General features: G+C 69.9%; 16 protein-coding genes. 5 read left to right on the top strand and 11 right to left on the bottom strand.

Going from position 1 to position 15,802, the window contains the following annotated elements; all coding sequences use genetic code 11:
• Window positions 1–76 precede the first annotated feature (76 nt).
• Window positions 77–2,122 (top strand): ATP-binding cassette domain-containing protein, encoded by a 2,046-nt coding sequence (locus tag ILP86_RS01860; protein WP_193761245.1) that lies wholly within the window; start codon window positions 77–79, stop codon window positions 2,120–2,122.
• A gap of 103 nt (window positions 2,123–2,225) precedes the next feature.
• Here ILP86_RS01860 and ILP86_RS01855 read toward each other — a convergent pair whose 3' ends face one another.
• Window positions 2,226–2,675, bottom strand: a complete 450-nt coding sequence (locus ILP86_RS01855; protein ID WP_046747664.1) for a hypothetical protein — start codon at window positions 2,673–2,675, stop codon at window positions 2,226–2,228.
• A 133-nt stretch (window positions 2,676–2,808) separates the two neighbouring features.
• Between ILP86_RS01855 and ILP86_RS01850 the strand changes: the two genes are divergently transcribed.
• Complete coding sequence (locus tag ILP86_RS01850) at window positions 2,809–4,308, top strand: HNH endonuclease signature motif containing protein (RefSeq protein ID WP_193761244.1); 1,500 nt, start codon at window positions 2,809–2,811, stop codon at window positions 4,306–4,308.
• 91 nt (window positions 4,309–4,399) lie between these two features.
• On the opposite strand, the gene ILP86_RS01845 is transcribed toward ILP86_RS01850, so the two are convergent.
• The 10 genes from ILP86_RS01845 to hemE form a co-directional block, all read right to left on the bottom strand.
• On the bottom strand, window positions 4,400–5,722 hold the full coding sequence (locus tag ILP86_RS01845; RefSeq protein WP_193761243.1) for a glutamate-1-semialdehyde 2,1-aminomutase: 1,323 nt from the start codon (window positions 5,720–5,722) through the stop codon (window positions 4,400–4,402).
• A 22-nt stretch (window positions 5,723–5,744) separates the two neighbouring features.
• Window positions 5,745–6,722, bottom strand: coding sequence for a porphobilinogen synthase (gene hemB / locus ILP86_RS01840; RefSeq protein WP_193761242.1), 978 nt, complete (start codon window positions 6,720–6,722; stop codon window positions 5,745–5,747).
• Entirely contained in the window at window positions 6,719–7,516 is a 798-nt protein-coding gene (locus ILP86_RS01835; RefSeq protein ID WP_046747493.1) for a uroporphyrinogen-III synthase, read from the bottom strand. Before ILP86_RS01835 ends, hemB begins: the two co-directional genes overlap by 4 nt.
• The gene (gene hemC, locus ILP86_RS01830) at window positions 7,513–8,508 is read right to left on the bottom strand and encodes a hydroxymethylbilane synthase (RefSeq protein ID WP_058631692.1); all 996 of its coding nucleotides are present in this window, start codon (window positions 8,506–8,508) and stop codon (window positions 7,513–7,515) included. Before hemC ends, ILP86_RS01835 begins: the two co-directional genes overlap by 4 nt.
• Before the next feature lie 4 nt (window positions 8,509–8,512).
• Window positions 8,513–9,193, bottom strand: a complete 681-nt coding sequence (gene hemQ / locus ILP86_RS01825; protein ID WP_046747491.1) for a hydrogen peroxide-dependent heme synthase — start codon at window positions 9,191–9,193, stop codon at window positions 8,513–8,515.
• 113 nt (window positions 9,194–9,306) lie between these two features.
• Window positions 9,307–9,579 carry a hypothetical protein gene (locus ILP86_RS01820; RefSeq protein WP_046747490.1) on the bottom strand — a complete coding sequence of 91 codons (273 nt, stop codon included), beginning with the start codon at window positions 9,577–9,579 and terminating at the stop codon, window positions 9,307–9,309.
• The gene (locus tag ILP86_RS01815; protein ID WP_046747489.1) at window positions 9,566–9,973 is read right to left on the bottom strand and encodes a phage holin family protein; all 408 of its coding nucleotides are present in this window, start codon (window positions 9,971–9,973) and stop codon (window positions 9,566–9,568) included. Before ILP86_RS01815 ends, ILP86_RS01820 begins: the two co-directional genes overlap by 14 nt.
• 1 nt (window position 9,974) lies before the next feature.
• Window positions 9,975–10,421 (bottom strand): hypothetical protein, encoded by a 447-nt coding sequence (locus tag ILP86_RS01810; RefSeq protein WP_046747488.1) that lies wholly within the window; start codon window positions 10,419–10,421, stop codon window positions 9,975–9,977.
• 180 nt (window positions 10,422–10,601) lie between these two features.
• Entirely contained in the window at window positions 10,602–12,194 is a 1,593-nt protein-coding gene (locus ILP86_RS01805; RefSeq protein WP_193761241.1) for an NAD(P)/FAD-dependent oxidoreductase, read from the bottom strand.
• Window positions 12,195–12,290: 96 nt separating this feature from the next.
• Complete coding sequence (gene hemE, locus ILP86_RS01800; RefSeq protein WP_046747485.1) at window positions 12,291–13,313, bottom strand: uroporphyrinogen decarboxylase; 1,023 nt, start codon at window positions 13,311–13,313, stop codon at window positions 12,291–12,293.
• Window positions 13,314–13,400: 87 nt separating this feature from the next.
• Here hemE and ILP86_RS01795 point away from each other — a divergent pair, with 87 nt between their 5' ends.
• Genes ILP86_RS01795 through ILP86_RS01785 form a run of 3 tightly spaced genes read left to right on the top strand, consistent with a single transcriptional unit; the run spans window position 13,401 to window position 15,724 of the window.
• A complete protein-coding gene (locus tag ILP86_RS01795; protein WP_193761240.1) occupies window positions 13,401–14,696 on the top strand; it encodes a glutamyl-tRNA reductase in 1,296 nt (431 codons plus the stop codon).
• 33 nt (window positions 14,697–14,729) lie between these two features.
• On the top strand, window positions 14,730–15,302 hold the full coding sequence (locus ILP86_RS01790) for an HhH-GPD-type base excision DNA repair protein (protein WP_193761239.1): 573 nt from the start codon (window positions 14,730–14,732) through the stop codon (window positions 15,300–15,302).
• Window positions 15,299–15,724, top strand: coding sequence for a DUF1801 domain-containing protein (locus ILP86_RS01785; protein ID WP_061017816.1), 426 nt, complete (start codon window positions 15,299–15,301; stop codon window positions 15,722–15,724). Before ILP86_RS01790 ends, ILP86_RS01785 begins: the two co-directional genes overlap by 4 nt.
• Window positions 15,725–15,802 lie beyond the last annotated feature (78 nt).

Raw genomic sequence — 15,802 nt, 5'->3', positions numbered from 1 at the left:
CGCGCGAAATGCGGGATCCGACAGGCTTTTCCGGCAGGATAGGGAGGAACTGTTCAAATGCGACGAGAGGTCACGGATGCCTGAAGGACAGGTGCTCGAGTTCACGCACGTGACGAAGCGCTTCAATGAGGTGACCGCCGTCTCGGACTTCTCCGCGCGCGTGGAGCCCGGTGCCGTGACCGCCTTCCTCGGCCCGAACGGTGCCGGCAAGACCACCACGCTGCGGATCCTCCTCGGCCAGGTGCGCGCCACCTCGGGCACGGCGACCATCGGCGGTACGGCGTACGCCGAGCTGCGGCAGCCGTTGCGCACCATCGGATCCGTGCTCGAGGAGACGGTCTACCGCCCTCGACGCACCGCCGAGCGTCAGCTGACCATCGCCGCCAAGGCGAACGGCATCCCCCTGGCCCGCGTCGGCGAAGTGCTCTCCCTGGTCGGCCTCGAGGGTGAAGGCGGCTCCCGCATCGGGGGCTTCTCCCTCGGCATGCGTCAGCGGCTCAGCGTCGCCCACGCCCTGCTGGGCGATCCCGGCGCGCTCGTGTTCGACGAACCGGCCAACGGACTCGACCCCGAGGGAATCCGCTGGATGCGACTCCTGATGCGTCGCCTCGCGGACGAAGGGCGCACGGTCCTCGTGTCGTCGCACGTCCTCAGCGAAGTCGAGCAGGTCGCCGACAACGTGCTCGTGCTCTCGAAGGGCACGCTCGTGCTCTCCAGCGGGATCGAGACTCTCGCCGACCCCAAGGGCGGATCCGTCATCGTGGACGCCGCGGACCGTAGCTCGCTGACGACCGCGCTGCAGGAGGCCGGCTTCGACATCGAGGTGCTGCGTTCGGGCCTCACGGTGCGCGGCGGAGACGCCGGCACGGTGGGAGCGGTCGCCGCCGACGCGGGCATCGCCCTGAGCACCCTCGTCCAGCGAGGGCCGACACTCGAAGACGTCTTCATCGACCTGATGCGAGGTGGCCGGTTCGCCCCGAGCATCTCGGCGACGCCACCGCAGCTCGCTGCGACGGCCCCCGAAGACACCGCAGCGGAGGTCACCGCGGCGGAGGACATCGCTTCCGAAGACACCGCTTCCGAAGACACCGCAGCGGAGGTCACCGCGGCGGAGACCGCCGTGGCCGGGCCGGCTCCGGCCGACTCCGTGGTCGCGATCCCGGTGGCAGCCGCTGCCGCCTGGGCGGCTGAGGCCGCAGCCGCCCCTGCGGGCGAGGCCCCTGTCGACGACCTCGCCGCATCCGTGGACACGGGCGACCGCTCCGAGCACACGTCGGACGAATCGGACGTGCCTTCGTCCGACGCCTCGGCTTCGACGGACGAAGCTCCTGCCGCCGAACACGACGCGGAGCATGCGCAGGCCGAGCAGGCACCCTCCGAGGAGTCTCCGGAACGATCGTTCGATGAGATCCTGTTCGGCTCCGCCGCACCGGCCGAGGCAGCAGGCGATCAGGCAGCGGATCCGGCGAACGGAAACGAGCACCACAGCGGTGTCGAGGTCTTCGCCGATCTTCACGACGCACCCGAATCGACGCACACCGACGAGTCCGACGACCAGCTCGGCGCAGGCCCCACGGACGATGACGCTCTCGTGTCCACCTCTGACGAATCCGAATCCGAATCCGACTCCGACTCCTCCGACGATGTCGCTGCTGTCACCGCCGACGACGAGGATCCGCGCTCCGCGGCGGTGAGCTCCATGCTCGCGGCGGCTGCGCGCGCCTACTACGAGGACGAACCCAGGGATTACCCGCTGAGCGCCGAGAACCAGACGGCCGAGGAGCAGCACGGCGAGGGCGGCGTCTCCGACGAGGGCGCGCACTGGACCGTCGCATCCACCGGTGTCATCGACACGGTGCCGCTGGCCGCATCGACGGATTCCGGAGAGGCGGGCGACACCGCCGCATCCGAAGCCGAGGAGCCGGGCGCTGAGGAGTCCCCCACGGAGGAGTCGCCCACCGAGGAGTCTCTGCCCGACGGGTTCGGCGCTGACGAACACGGCACCGAGCAGTCCGGAACCGCCGACGCCGGTGCCGGCGAGCAGAGCGAGCCTGACGACGAACACCGTCACGACGAACACCGTCACGACGAGCACGGCCACGACGAACACGGTCGCAACTGAGCGACTCGGCTGACGAAGAACGCCCTCCGGCCTCTCGGCCCGGAGGGCGTTCCGCATTCAGAAGCGGGTCTACCGTGGATTCATAATCCTGAGCCGCCTCGCGTCAGGCAGGCCGAGGACGGATGACCGGACGACGGCGCCCCTTCGAGACCGGCACAGGCGCGGTCGCCACGATCTCCTCGACGTTGGCGGGCTCATCCGACACGTCGAGTCGCAGAGCCTGCGTGAGCGCGAGCCCGTGGCTCGTGGTGAGGATCAGACGGCGGTACTGCTCGTCGCCCTCGAGATCGATCACGACGCTCGGACGACGGCGACGGATCAGCACGAAGTCGAGGCTGCCCGCGGCCTTCCAGCTGCCGGCAGCGAGGACGCCGGGGATGTGCGTGCCGGGGTTCGGCACGCCGCGGAGCCAGGTCCAGGCATCTTCGGTCAGCTGCACCTTGGCGATGGTGTCGCGCGCGATCCGGAGGTTGTCACGGTGGAAGGTGGCGGCACGTTCGATCGGCGAGAGCACGACCTCCAGTTGCGTCTGGTCCAGCAACAACGTCACCATGTCCCCCAGTCTGCCAGCGTGGCCCTGCCAGTTGTCTGGAAGTTGCTCACAGGAACGCAACGATCCCTTGTCGATCAGCACCAGTCATCCACATCCCCTTCCTCTATTCGAACATATGTACTATACTCGACTCATGCCTCCCTCCACGAACGACATCGATCAGCGCGAGACGCTGCTCGACGCGTGGGTGGAGAAGCGCCGACGCATCGCGATCCTCGAGGCAGAAGCGTCTGCGCTGCTCGCCGATCGTCTGCGGCTGCAGGAAGAAGATGTCCACGAGCAGCCGCAGCACCGCGAGGCGATCCACCGCTCGATGATCGCCGAGTACTCGGCGGCCGGTCGCGTGTCGAAGGGCAGCATCGAGTACGCCTTCACAGACGCCCTCTTCCTCGAGGCCGAGCACCCGGTCGTCAGAGACGCGTTCCGACGCGGCGCGATCAGTGCGGCACACGTTCGAGAGATCGTGCGCGAGGGCGCCATCGTGCGGCAGGCCGTTCGCGATGGTCGAGCCGCCACCGAGGCGCTCACCCTGTACGACACTGCCGCACTCGTCGTCGCGGAGCAGGATTCTCCCGCACGCACCCGCGCGATGGTGCGCCGCGTCGCGTCGTCCCTCGCCTGCGAGACCGCGGTCGAGCGCCATCGGCGGGCATACGGGGAGCGGTCAGTCACGCTGCGGTCGCTCGACGACGGCCTCGCGCTGCTGCAGGTCGTGCTGCCGGAGCATCTCGCCCACGCGATCCTCGACCGACTGACCCGGCTCGCACAGCACGTCATCGCCACACGAGGCGACCATCCCTCTCCGGGCGATGACACACCGGCGCTGTCCTCGGACGACCTCGACTCGGGCGCCGATCGGGTCTTTCTGCAGGACCTGCGAGCCGACGACTCCCATCGCGAAGACCCTGTGCTCAACAGCCACCCGTACGACAGCGAGCCACCCTGCGGACCGGACACCGGCGACGCACGCGTCGACGCCCACGTCATCTTCGGCGACGGAGACACCTTCACGACGGATCCGTCACTCGGTGTCCCATCCGCCCCGACCGATGAGCGAGGCATCGATGCGGTCCGCACCGACCTGCTCAGCGACCTGCTCCTGACCACGGATCCCTCTGCCGCGGCGGGCACAGCTCTGGAGGGCATCCACGCCCGCATCCAGGTCACGATCGCTGCCGAGACGCTGGCCGGAATCGACGAACGGCCTGCCGAGCTCGACGGCATCGGTGCACTGCACCCCGACATCGCCCGCGACCTCGCCGGACGCAACGGCGGCTGGTCCCGCCTCTTCCTCGACCGCGCCGGCATCGTGACGGCCACAGCCGCCTACGCCCCGACGGCGGCGATGCGGCGGCATCTCCAGGCCAGAGACCAGCACTGTCGATTCCCCGGGTGCCGCACACCCGTCCACCGGTGTCAGATCGACCATAATCACGACCATGCGAAGGGCGGAGCGACGTCGATCGACAACCTGAGCCACTTCTGCGTCGGGCACCACGCGCTGAAGCATCCCGACATCGCCGAGAAGCACCGATGGCGCGCGAGACAGACCCCCGGCGGCGACATCGAGTGGACCAGCCCGCTCGGCCGGTGCTACACCGACGCATCACCGCGCCGCGTCATGTTCGTCTGACCGCGGTCCCGAACGAGCCCACACGGACGCGCGGTCACGAACGCGCGGTCCTGGGACGCGCCCTCACGAACGCACAGTCACCAACGCGCGGTTATGGACGAGCAGCTGCGGCCGCAGCGGCCGCGGCAGGAAGAGCGGCTTCGATCTGCTGCAGCTCGTCCTCACCGTGGGCCGCGGTCAAGAACCACGCCTCGAAGACGCTCGGGGGAAGCGCCACCCCCTGCTCACGCAGCGAGTGGAAGAACGGCGCGTAGCGGAACGACTCCTGAGCCTGAGCTTCGGCGTAGTCCCTCGGCGCCGACGCCCGGAACGAGGCGTTGAACAGGTTGCCCGCGGTGGCCACCGCGTGCGTCACGCCGGCGTCGGTGAGGGCCGCGTCGAGGGCGGTAGAGACTCGAAGAGATGCGGCGTCCACCGTCGCATAGACCTCCGGTGTCGCGAGCCGCAGCGTCGCGAGACCCGCTGCGACCGAGAGCGGATTCCCCGAGAGAGTGCCCGCCTGGTAGACCGGCCCGAGGGGAGCGAGCAGATCCATGACATCGGCTCGACCACCGAGCGCGGCCAGGGGCATGCCTCCACCGACAACCTTGCCGAACGTGAAGATGTCCGGCAGGTAGTCCTCGCCCGCAGCTGCCTGCAGACCCCAGAACCCTGCCGGGTGCACCCGGAATCCGGTGAGCACCTCATCGAGGATCATCAACGCTCCGTGGGCGTGGGCAGTCTCCGCGATCAGACGGTTGAAACCGGGCAGCGGGGCCACGACGCCCATGTTCGCGGCCGAGGCTTCGACGATGACCGCGGCGATGCGCTGGCCATGCTCCGCGAACACCGCAGCCAGCGCCTCGGGATCGTTGTACCCGATCACGAGCGTCTGCGCCGCGATCGGTGCCGGGACACCTGCCGACCCCGGAAGCGCGAGCGTCGCGACGCCGGAACCTGCTTCGGCGAGAAGGCCATCCGAATGCCCGTGATAGTGACCGGCGAACTTCACCAACAGGTCGCGACCCGTGGCGCCCCGCGCAAGGCGGATGGCCGTCATGGTCGCCTCAGTACCCGTGGAGACCAGACGCACGCGCTCGACAGGACGGATCTCGCCGAACCGCACACGGTCGGCGATCAACGCGGCGAGCTCGACCTCGCCCTCCGTCGGAGCGCCGAACGACAGGCCACGAGCTGCGGCCTCCTGCACCGCGGCGACGATCTCCGGGTGCGCGTGCCCCAGCAGCGCAGGGCCCCACGACGCGACGAGGTCGACATAGTCGCGGCCGGCGGCATCCGTGACCTTCGCCCCCTTCGCCGAAGCGAGGAACCGCGGCGTCCCGCCCACCGAACCGTAAGCACGCACCGGGGAGTTGACCCCACCGGGGATGACCGCGCGGGCAGCGGAGAACAGGTCGTCGTTACGGTCGTTCATGAAAGGAGTGCTCCTCGGTGAATCAGTCGCGCAGCCAGCCGGCCGCTTCGGTGGCCCAGTAGGTGAGCACCGCATCCGCACCGGCGCGGCGGATGGAGAGAAGGGACTCGAGAACGGCTGCTCGACGATCGATCCACCCGTTCGCACCGGCGGCCTCGATCATCGCGTACTCGCCGGAGACCTGATATGCCCACACCGGAATGCTCACGGTGTCGCGCACCTCGCGGAGCACGTCGAGGAAGGCCATCGCCGGCTTCACCATGACGATGTCCGCACCCTCGGCCTCGTCCACCACTGCTTCGCGCACGCCCTCGCGACGGTTTCCCGGATCGAGCTGGTACGTGCGACGGTCGCCCTTCAGCTGAGAGTCCACTGCCTCCCGGAAAGGTCCGTAGAACGCGCTCGCGTACTTCGCCGCATAGGCCAGCAGGAGCGTGTCCGTGAAGCCCTCACTGTCGAGCGCCCTGCGGATCACGGCGACCTGGCCGTCCATCATGCCGGACAGCCCGAGCAGCTGCGACCCCGCGCGCGCCTGGGAGAGAGCCATCGCGGTGTACCGTTCGAGCGTCGCATCGTTGTCGACGGAGCCGTCGGCCGCGAGCACGCCGCAGTGTCCGTGGTCGGTGAACTCATCGAGACACAGATCGGTCTGCACGACGAGCGCGTCGCCGACCTCTGCCGCCAGCGCTTCGGTTGCGACGTTGAGGATCCCATGCGGATCATCGGCACCCGAGCCGAGGGCGTCGCGCACCTCGGGGACGCCGAACAGCATCACGCCGCCGACCCCCGCATCCGCAGCCTCGACCGCGGCCGCACGCAGCGAATCGAGAGAATGCTGAGCGACACCGGGCATCGACCCGATCTGCACGGGCTCCGTGATGCCCTCTCGCACGAACAGCGGGAGGACGAGCTGCCCCGGCAGCAGCGAGGTCTCGCGCACCAGATCGCGCACTGCGCGAGACTGCCGCAGTCGTCTCAGTCGCACGTCGGGGAAGCTCACGGCGCGAACTCGTCGGCCGCGTGCGGAAGGGTGAAGTGCGAGACGGCCTCGATCAGGGCGTCGATCGTCTGACGGTCGGCAACCACCGACACGGGAAGCCCGGCGCGCTGCGCGTCTTTCGCGGTGCGGGGGCCGATAGCCGCGAGCAGGGTGTCGTCGGGGATCTCCGGGAACTGCTCGCGCACCTGCTCGGCGACCGAACCGCTCGTGATGAGGATCGCGTTGATCCGACCGTTCTCCACATCGCGGCGGATCCGCTCCGTGACCGGGACGCCGACCGTGCGATACGCCACGACACCGTGCACATCATGGCCCGCTTCGGAGAGCAGTCGGCTGAGCACGGGCTTCGCGATCTCGCTGCGCAGCGCGAGGATGCGGCGCGGCTCCTTCTCGAGGGCGATGAGCTGCTGTGCCATCCCCTCTGCGGAGTTGTCCTGCTCCGGGACCAGCGTGACCTCGTAGCCGACCGCCTGCAGAGCCGCCGCGGTCGTCTCGCCGACAGCGGCGATCTTGGTCGAACGCGGCACGACCGCCCTGTGGGCGAAGAGCACGTCGACGGTGGTGGCGCTCGTGACCGTCAGCCAGTCGAACTCCCCGGCGGCCAGCTGCGCCAACGCCGAGTCGAGCGTCGCCTGGTCGGTCGTCGGCGCGAAGTTGATGAGCGGGGCGACGACGGGGACCGCGCCCAGCGCGCGCAGGCTCGCGGCGACGCTGTCGCCCCACGGCCCGCCACGGGGCACGAGGATGCGCCAGCCGTCCAGCGGTCGGTCCTGCTTGATTTCGGAAGTGGTCATGAGGATTGCTCTCGGGATACGAGGCCGGCCGCCCCTTGATCGAGCAGCCGACGGGCAACAGTGAACCCGAGCTCGCGCGCTGCGTGCATCGGGTCTGCACCATCGGCAGCATCCGCTCCATTGCCACTGCCGTTTCGACGAATATACTCCCCGTTCAGGTCTTCCGTGACGTCGAGGCCGATCCGGCGACCCCCGTCAGCGGCGTACACGACGGTCCTGACGCGGATCGAGGAGCCGTCGACGACGGCGTGAGCGGCCATCGGTGCCTGGCACCCGGCATCCAGGCCCTGCAGGATCGCGCGCTCGACGGTGATGGCCAGACGCGTGTCGGTGTCGTCGAGACCGGCGAGGGCCGTGAGCAGCTCCTGCGGGGCGTCCGCCCGGGTCTCGACCGCGAGCGAACCCTGTCCCGGCGCGGTGGGCCATTCTGCGAGACCGAGCTCTTCGCGTCGGAGCGGCGACTTCGCGTCGAGCCTCGAGAGACCGGCTGCCGCGAGGATCACCGCGTCCAGCTCACCGGAGACGACTCTGGCGAGCCGGGAATCGACGTTCCCGCGGATGTCGACGACCTCGGCGCCGGGTGCTCGCCGGTGGACCTGGGCGATGCGTCGCGGTGAGCCGGTGCCGACGGTGCTTCCCGAGCGGAGTTCGTGCAACGCGGTGCCGTCACGGGTCAGGACCACGTCACGCGGGTCTTCGCGCTTCGGGGTCGCCGCGATCACGAGCCCTTCAGGGATGGCGGTGGGGAGATCCTTCAGCGAATGCACCAGGAAGTCGCACTCCCCCGCGAACAACGCCTCGCGAAGACGCGTCGCGAAGATGCCCTGCCCGCCGATCTCGGAGAGCGACGCGCGGTTGGTGTCGCCTTCGCTGGTGATCGGGACGAGTTCGACCCGGCGCCCCGACAGCTTCTCGAGAGCCGCGGCGACATGACCCGACTGCGCCTGCGCGAGCGCGCTTCGACGGGTACCGAGACGGATGGGAGTGCTCATGCGCTTACTGGAGGACGTCCGCGATCTCGTCGAACCGGAGCCTGCGCCCCGTGTAGAAGGGCACCTCCTCCTTCACGTACAGGCGGGCGTCGGTGTACCGCAGATCGCGCATCATGTCGACGAGGTCGGTGAGCTCATCGGCCTCGAGCGGAAGCAGCCACTCGTAGTCGCCGAGCGCGAACGAGGCGACGGTGTTGGCGAGCACGCCCTTGAATGCCGCGCCCTTGCGTCCGTGGTCGGCGAGCATGGTGCGACGCTCCTCCTCCGGGGCGAGGTACCACTCCGGCGTGCGCACGAACGGGTAGAGGCAGAGCCAGTCCTTGGGGCCGATGCCGCGGAGGAAGCCCGGCACATGCGAACGGTTGAACTCGGCGTCGCGGTGCACGCCCATCACGTTCCACACCGGGAGGAGGGAGCGCAGCAACTCGGTGCGACGCAGGCGGCGCAGCGCCTTCTGCAGCTCCTCCGCCGTGTCACCGTGCAGCCACACCATGAGGTCGGCGTCGGCCTTGAGCCCGGAGACGTCGTAGAAGCCGCGGACGGTCACGCCCGAATCCTCGATGTAGGAGACGATCGTCTCGAGCTCGGTCGAGTCGTTCTCCGTCACGGGGACGTCGGGGTTTCGTCGCCAGACGGCCCAGAGGGTGAAGCCGGACGGGTTCTCATCGCGCTCTTCGGACATCATGCTCCCCAGTCTGCCTCGTTTACGCAGGAGCCGCTAATCACCCGGACGGGTGCCTCACGACATCCTGGAATGCTGCGCACCAGTGCGAGATGCGTGTCAGTGCGAGATGCGTGTCAGCGCGAGATGAAGCGTGCGATCGCCCAGACCGCGCCGCCGACCGCCGCCGCGATGCCGACGGTGGCGGCGACCGCCCCGATCGGGTTGCGGTCGGCGAACACGCGCGCCCTGGCCACCGCTCGCGTCGACGCCTTCTCGACCCGGCGCGGGATGTTCCCCTTGATCTCGATCGCGGCGAGGGCGGCCTTCAGCTCCGCACGAGCCGAGGCGACCGGGTCGACGATCCCGCCGGGGACGGCGGTGCGCGGCAGCGACTCAGAATTCGTCATCGCCGGCCTCCTTCACGATTCGGATGTCTTCGGCTACGGCCTGAGCCGGATTCTGGCGCGCGAGCACCTTGCGGAACTTGAGGACGCCCAGCAGAGCGAACAGCAGCACCGCGAGGATCAGGATGCCGAACACCGCGATCGCGGACAGCCATACGGGCCACCATGACGACAGACCCGCGATCGCGAAGACCAGGATCACCGGCACGGCCCAGAACAGGAAGAACAGCGCGACGAGGAACCACACGGAACCGATGCCGGCGTCCTTCGAGGTGCGCGAGATCCACGCCTTCGCCGCGTCGATCTCGGCCTTGACCAGATTCGTGACGAGTTCCGGCAGATCCCCGAGGAGAGTCAGCAGACTGTCGTCGGCACGATCACGGTATCCGCGGGGCATGTCAGGCGCCGGACTTCTTGGTGGCCGACTTCGCGGCGGGCTTCTTGGCAGCCGGCTTCTTCGCGGCGGGCTTGGAAGAGGCGGACGTCGAGGTCTTGCTGGACGAAGCCGTGGCCTTCGCCGCCTCGACCGCTTCCTCCGTCGCCTCGGCCAGGTCTTCTGCGGCCTCACGACCGGTCGCGATCGCGGAGTCGAGGCGCTGACCCGGCGTGCCGTTGCCGCTGACGGACTTCGCGACCTTCACGACGCCGGTCCAGAGCGCACCGGGGACGGCTGCGGCTTTGTCGCCGACGAAGCCCTTGACCTTGGTGACCTGTTCCTGCACGGGATCGAGGTGCCACACCTTGAGCCACTGCGTCTTGATCTGCTCGTAGCGCTCACGTCCGGCACGGGTGCCGAGGACGTAGCCCACGCCGAGTCCGACGACGAGTCCGATCTTCCCCTTCATGGGGTCTCCTCACCTTGTTCCGGTAGTCCGGCCAGATTCGCCCGGTTGGGATCGGTCGCAGGCTCTCGCACCCCGCGGCCAGGTACCCAGCGTAACCCCGTATGCCGATTTCGGCATCTATGGGTCAGAGGGTTGACACGGAGCGCTCTCTCCGTCATGGCGCTCAGTCCGTCGAAGCGCTCAGTCCCACAGAAGGAAGCGCCGGAGGCGGTCGGCCTCATCCCTGGCGTCGGGGATCACCTGGGCGAGCCCTGTCCCCGCAAGCCAGGCGCCGACCACGGCCATGCCGGGCACCGCCTCGATCGCCGCGCGCGCGGCCGTGCGCCGTTCACCGGATCCGATGATCGATGCGGGCTGCGACTGGACGAACCGACCGCGATGCGAGGCGATCACGGCTTCGGGAGCGATGGCGACTCCGAGCAGGGCGGCTGCCTCGCTCCGCGCCAGTGCAGCCGCCGCGTCGTCGGTCAGCCGAGCGGTGGCGGCCGGCTCGCCCTGAGCTCCGAACGACACGCGGACGATCTCCCGGGAACCCGCCGCAGTCCCCACCCAGCCCCACTTCGCGGTCGAGTGCGTCAGGGCCTTGGCCGTGTGGCTCCCCGGAACGGTGAGCACACCTGTTCCCCGTGGGGCGGACGCGATCTCGGGGGCGTCGAGGAGGAGCGTGACGATCTCGATCTCCGGCGAGGCCGCGGCCTGCGTCTTCTGGAGGTCCGGTATCACCGCGGCGAGGAGTCCTCGCGCCGTCGACTCGGGCGTCGCGATGATGACGGCGTCCGCGTCGAGCTCCTCGATCACCGGTGGCGCGGATTCCGCCGCGACCTCCTCATCGGCCGGTGCACCCTCGAGCGCCGGTTCACCGCCGTGCTCCGCATCCGCCGCGGACTCGGCCTCGACAGACCACGTCGCACCCGTCCTGCGGAGACTGCGCACCCGAACGCCCGTGCGCACGTCGGCGTCGAGGCGCTTCAGGTCGGCGGCGAGCGCATCGATGAGGGTGCTCATCCCCCCGGAGAGGCCCTCGACGGCAGCTCCAGGAGTCTTCGCCACGACTGGGGCGGTGCCGTCGGCCTCCGGCGCTGTCGCCGCAGCTTTCGCCGCGGCTTCGTCGCGGAGGGTCTGCACCGCGCCGGAGAGCGAGCCGACCCTGGTCAGGGCGGCATTGAGCCCCGGGGCCGCGACGTCGATGTCGACGTCGTCCGGAGACGCGGAGTAGACGCCCGTCGTCACGGGGGCGACGAGTCGATCCCGCACCTTCGCCCCCATGCGCGACGCGACGAGCTTCCCGAGGCTCAGCTGGTGCCCGATCGTGAGGGGCGGACGCACCCGATCGAGGTATGCGCGCCAGACACCCGACCACCCGATGATGCGACGGACGTCGGGCTGGAACGGATTCGAAGGGATGCCGAGGATGCCGCCCGCCGGAAGCGGGGCAGCTCCGACACCGGGGATGCCGGCCAGCCAGGCGCCACCGGCCTGCGGCACCACGATGCGATCGGCGAGATCGAGCTCCTCGACGAGGGCGCGGACGAGGCCGCCCCTGGTGGCGTAGCTCTCCGCCCCGGCATCGACCGTGACCCCGTCGAGGTCGACCCGGCGGATCGCGCCCCCGAGCGCCGCTTCGGCCTCGAGGACGGTGACGCGCATCCCGACCTTGGCGCATTCGCGCGCGGCGACGAGCCCTCCGATGCCCCCGCCGACGACCACCACGTGCTTCTCGGCCGCGCGGGCGGCCAGGTCGAAGGGCTCGGCGGACGAGGACTCAGGGCTCATGCCGTCAATTCTCGCACCGCCCCGTTCTCCCGCCCGGACGCTTCACCGTCACGGATCTACGGATCAGGCGCACGATTCCGCAGGGGGGGGTGACGGTCAGATCGTGTGCGCCAGCTCGACGATGCGGGTGAGCTGATCCGGGTCGGTCTCCGGCGGCACGCCGTGGCCGAGGTTCAGGATGTGCCCGCGCGCCGCGCGACCCCGCTCGACGACGTCGCGCACATGGGCCTCCAGGACCGGCCACGGTGCGGAGAGCAGCGCGGGGTCGATGTTGCCCTGCACCGTGACATCCGGCCCCAGGATCGCAGCGGCCTCGTCGAGGGGCAGCCGCCAGTCGACACCCACGCCGTCGGCCACACCGTCGAGGCGCATGTCGGCGAGGAAGGGACCTGTCCCGACCCCGAAGTGGATCGTCGGCAGGCCGATGCCGGACAGGGCGGCGTGCGAGTGCGGGGCAACGAAGGCGCGGTAGTCCGCCGTGCTGAGGGAACCGGCCCAGCTGTCGAAGAGCTGGACGACGGATGCCCCGGCGTCGCGCTGGGTCTCGAGGAAGCGACGGGAGACACGCGCCAACCAGCCCGCGAGGCGGTTCCACGACTCCGGGTCGGAATGCATCATGGCCCTGGCCCGCAGGTGCTCCTTGGAGGGCCCACCCTCGACGAGGTAGGCGGCGAGGGTGAACGGGGCGCCCGCGAATCCGATCAGCGGGGTGTCGCCGAGCTCGGCCGTGACGAGCCGCACGGCCTCGGCGATGGCCGTGCCGTCCAGATCGTCCGGATCGATCGCGGTGACGCGCTCGACGTCGGCCGCCGTGCGCACCGGGTTCGCGAACACCGGACCGCGACCCGGCTCGATCTCCACCTCGACCCCGGCGAGACGCAGCGGGATGACGATGTCGCTGAAGAAGACCGCCGCGTCCACACCGTGTCGGCGCACCGGCTGCAGGGTGATCTCCGCGGCGAGGTCGGGAGTCAGGCAGGCGTCGAGCATCCGGGTGCCCACACGCAGCTCACGGTACTCCGGGAGGGAGCGGCCGGCCTGCCGCATGAACCACACGGGGGCGTGTGCGGGACGGTCGCCGGCGAGGGCGCGCAGGAGCGGGGCATCGGAGAGGGCCATACTCCCATCCTCCCATCCACCCCTTATGGAGCCGCCGAGTTCGAGCTGCCGACCCTTCGCCCGCAGACGCTCCGGTACAATCGATCTGTGCTGCTGTGTGTCACGGCGAGTCACAAGACCGCCTCCTTCGAATTGCTCGAACGCCTGAGCCGCACCCCCGACGACGTCGCTCCCACCATCGTGGGCATGACGCCGTGTGTGCAGGGTGCGGTCGTGCTGGCGACGTGCAACCGCTTCGAGGCGTACGTGGAAATGGACGAACCGGTCACCGCCGCAGGCGCCATCGGCGTCGAAGCCGTGATCGAAGCGGTCGAGTCCGCCACCGGCATCCCCGCCGCCGACCTCGACGGCGCCTACACCGTCCACGCCGGACGCCGCGTCGCCGAGCACCTGTTCTCCGTGGCATCCGGGCTCGAGTCCGTCGTCTCCGGAGAGGGCGAGATCGCCGGTCAGGTGCGCCGCGCCCTCAAGTCCGCTCGCAAGGACGGCACCACCTCGCCCGAGCTCGAGCGCCTCTTCCAGCGCGCCAGCCAGGCTCAGCGCAAGGTCAAGAACGTGACCGCCCTCGGCCGCGCCGGTCGTTCGCTGGTGCGCCTCGCGCTCGAACTCGCCGACAGCCGCATCGCCGACTGGTCGGCGGAGCGTGTGCTGCTGGTCGGAACCGGCGCCTACGCGGCCGTCACCCTCGCGACGCTCCGCGAGCGCGGCGCCGTGAACATCTCGGTGTACTCGCCCTCCGGCCGTGCCGAGGTCTTCGCCGCGAAGCACGGCATCCGGCCGATCACCGCCGACGCGTACGCCCGCACCGCGGCACGGTCGAGCCTTCTCATCACCTGCACCACCGCCACGGAACCGGTCCTCGGCCCTGAGCACCTGCAGCTGCCGACCGGCCCCGCCGCGGCGGGCTGCCCCGTCGGCACGCACGGTCAGCTCGTGGTCGACCTCGGCATGCCCCGCAACGTCGACCCCGCCGTCGCGTCGCTCGAGGGCGTCGCACTGCTCGACCTCGAGACCATCCGACTGCACGCGCCCCTCGAAGAGCTGCAGGCGACGGATGCCGCTCGCAGCGTCGTCCGCGAGGCCGCCGAGACCTTCCACGTGGTGGGCGCGCGCCAGAGCGTGACCCCGTCGGTCGTGGCCTTCCGCTCGCACATCTTCGAGCTGCTCGAGCGGGAGATCGCCCGGGCCCGCGCACGCGGCGACGAGGACGGCAAGGTCGAGCAGGCCCTGCGACACCTCTCCGGCGTGCTGCTGCACACCCCGACGGTGCGTGCGCACGAACTCGCCGCCGCGGGCCGCGCCGACGAGTTCACCGCCGCGCTGGCCGCCCTGTACGGCATCGCGCCGGAGGCCGGCTCCGTGGACGACGCCGCCAGCGCCTGACACGCTCAGCCCACGCGGTGGCAGACTGGAGGCATGGCCCTTCACATCACCGGAGACACCGCCGCCGACGAGCTGCTGACCGACAACCCGCTGGCTCTGCTGGTGGGGATGCTGCTCGACCAGCAGGTGCCGATGGAGACCGCGTTCGCCGGTCCGCTCAAGATCGAGCAGCGCACCGGAGCGGCTGATGCCGCCACCATCGCCGGCATGGCGCCGGACGAGTTCCTCGAGGCCTTCAAGCAGACCCCCGCCGTGCACCGGTTCCCCGGGTCGATGGCGACGCGCGTTCAGACGCTGTGCCAGACCCTGATCGACGACTGGGGCGGCGACGCGGCCGCGCTGTGGACCCAGGGCGACCCGTCGGGACCCGAGGTGCTCAAGCGGCTCAAGGCACTCCCCGGGTTCGGAGAGCAGAAGGCCAAGATCTTCCTCGCCCTCCTCGGCAAGCAGTACGGCTTCACCGGCGAGGGCTGGCGCGAGGCGTCAGCCCCCTACGGCGAGGACGGGTCGTACCGCAGCGTGGCCGACATCGTCTCGCCCGACTCCCTCGCCAAGGTGCGCGAGCACAAGAAGGCCATGAAGGCGGCGGCGAAGGCCACGAAGTGAAGCCGACGGGGGATGACGTCGCCGGGCTCATCGCCCGCTCCTCCCCCGCAGTGCGCCGCAGGGACGCCGAGACGCTGACCGCGCTCATGCAGGAGATCACCGGTCGCGAGCCGCAGACCTGGGGCACCATCATCGGATTCGGCTCCTGCCACTACCGCTACCCCACCGGCACGGAGGGCGACAGCGGGCTGCTCGGCTTCGCCCCGCGCAAGGCCGCGACGACGATCTACCTGTTCGACGGAGTGGACGCGCACACCGAAGCTCTGGCGGAACTCGGCCCCCACACGACCGGTGTCGGCTGCCTGTACATCAAAGACCTGGAGCAGGTCGATCTGGACGTGCTGCGCGGCATCCTGGAGCGCTCGCTGGCCTGGGTCGAGGCCGGCGGCAGCGAGGGCGTGCGCCTCACGGTCACGGGCTGAGTCCGGGCGAAGAGTCGCGCCACGAGCATGCTCGCGAGGTTCGAGGTTCGAGGTTCGAGACCCATGCTGCGCGCCGAG

Source organism: Microbacterium sp. R1, from assembly GCF_015159725.1.
GTDB lineage: Bacteria > Actinomycetota > Actinomycetes > Actinomycetales > Microbacteriaceae > Microbacterium > Microbacterium oxydans.
The sequence above is the reverse complement of the archived record's forward strand: the minus strand, read 5'-3'. Positions and strand labels throughout refer to the sequence as shown.

What these genes read in the sequence shown, in the direction of transcription:
- ILP86_RS01855 (WP_046747664.1), bottom strand. Translation starts at nt 2,675, where the DNA reads ATGGTGACGTTGTTGCTGGACCAGACGCAACTGGAGGTCGTGCTCTCG.
- ILP86_RS01845 (WP_193761243.1), bottom strand. Translation starts at nt 5,722, where the DNA reads ATGAACGACCGTAACGACGACCTGTTCTCCGCTGCCCGCGCGGTCATC.
- hemQ (WP_046747491.1), bottom strand. Translation starts at nt 9,193, where the DNA reads ATGATGTCCGAAGAGCGCGATGAGAACCCGTCCGGCTTCACCCTCTGG.
- ILP86_RS01815 (WP_046747489.1), bottom strand. Translation starts at nt 9,973, where the DNA reads ATGCCCCGCGGATACCGTGATCGTGCCGACGACAGTCTGCTGACTCTC.
- ILP86_RS01850 (WP_193761244.1), top strand. Translation starts at nt 2,809, where the DNA reads ATGCCTCCCTCCACGAACGACATCGATCAGCGCGAGACGCTGCTCGAC.
- ILP86_RS01860 (WP_193761245.1), top strand. Translation starts at nt 77, where the DNA reads ATGCCTGAAGGACAGGTGCTCGAGTTCACGCACGTGACGAAGCGCTTC.
- ILP86_RS01835 (WP_046747493.1), bottom strand. Translation starts at nt 7,516, where the DNA reads ATGACCACTTCCGAAATCAAGCAGGACCGACCGCTGGACGGCTGGCGC.
- ILP86_RS01810 (WP_046747488.1), bottom strand. Translation starts at nt 10,421, where the DNA reads ATGAAGGGGAAGATCGGACTCGTCGTCGGACTCGGCGTGGGCTACGTC.
- hemC (WP_058631692.1), bottom strand. Translation starts at nt 8,508, where the DNA reads ATGAGCACTCCCATCCGTCTCGGTACCCGTCGAAGCGCGCTCGCGCAG.
- ILP86_RS01820 (WP_046747490.1), bottom strand. Translation starts at nt 9,579, where the DNA reads ATGACGAATTCTGAGTCGCTGCCGCGCACCGCCGTCCCCGGCGGGATC.
- hemE (WP_046747485.1), bottom strand. Translation starts at nt 13,313, where the DNA reads ATGGCCCTCTCCGATGCCCCGCTCCTGCGCGCCCTCGCCGGCGACCGT.
- ILP86_RS01805 (WP_193761241.1), bottom strand. Translation starts at nt 12,194, where the DNA reads ATGAGCCCTGAGTCCTCGTCCGCCGAGCCCTTCGACCTGGCCGCCCGC.
- ILP86_RS01790 (WP_193761239.1), top strand. Translation starts at nt 14,730, where the DNA reads ATGGCCCTTCACATCACCGGAGACACCGCCGCCGACGAGCTGCTGACC.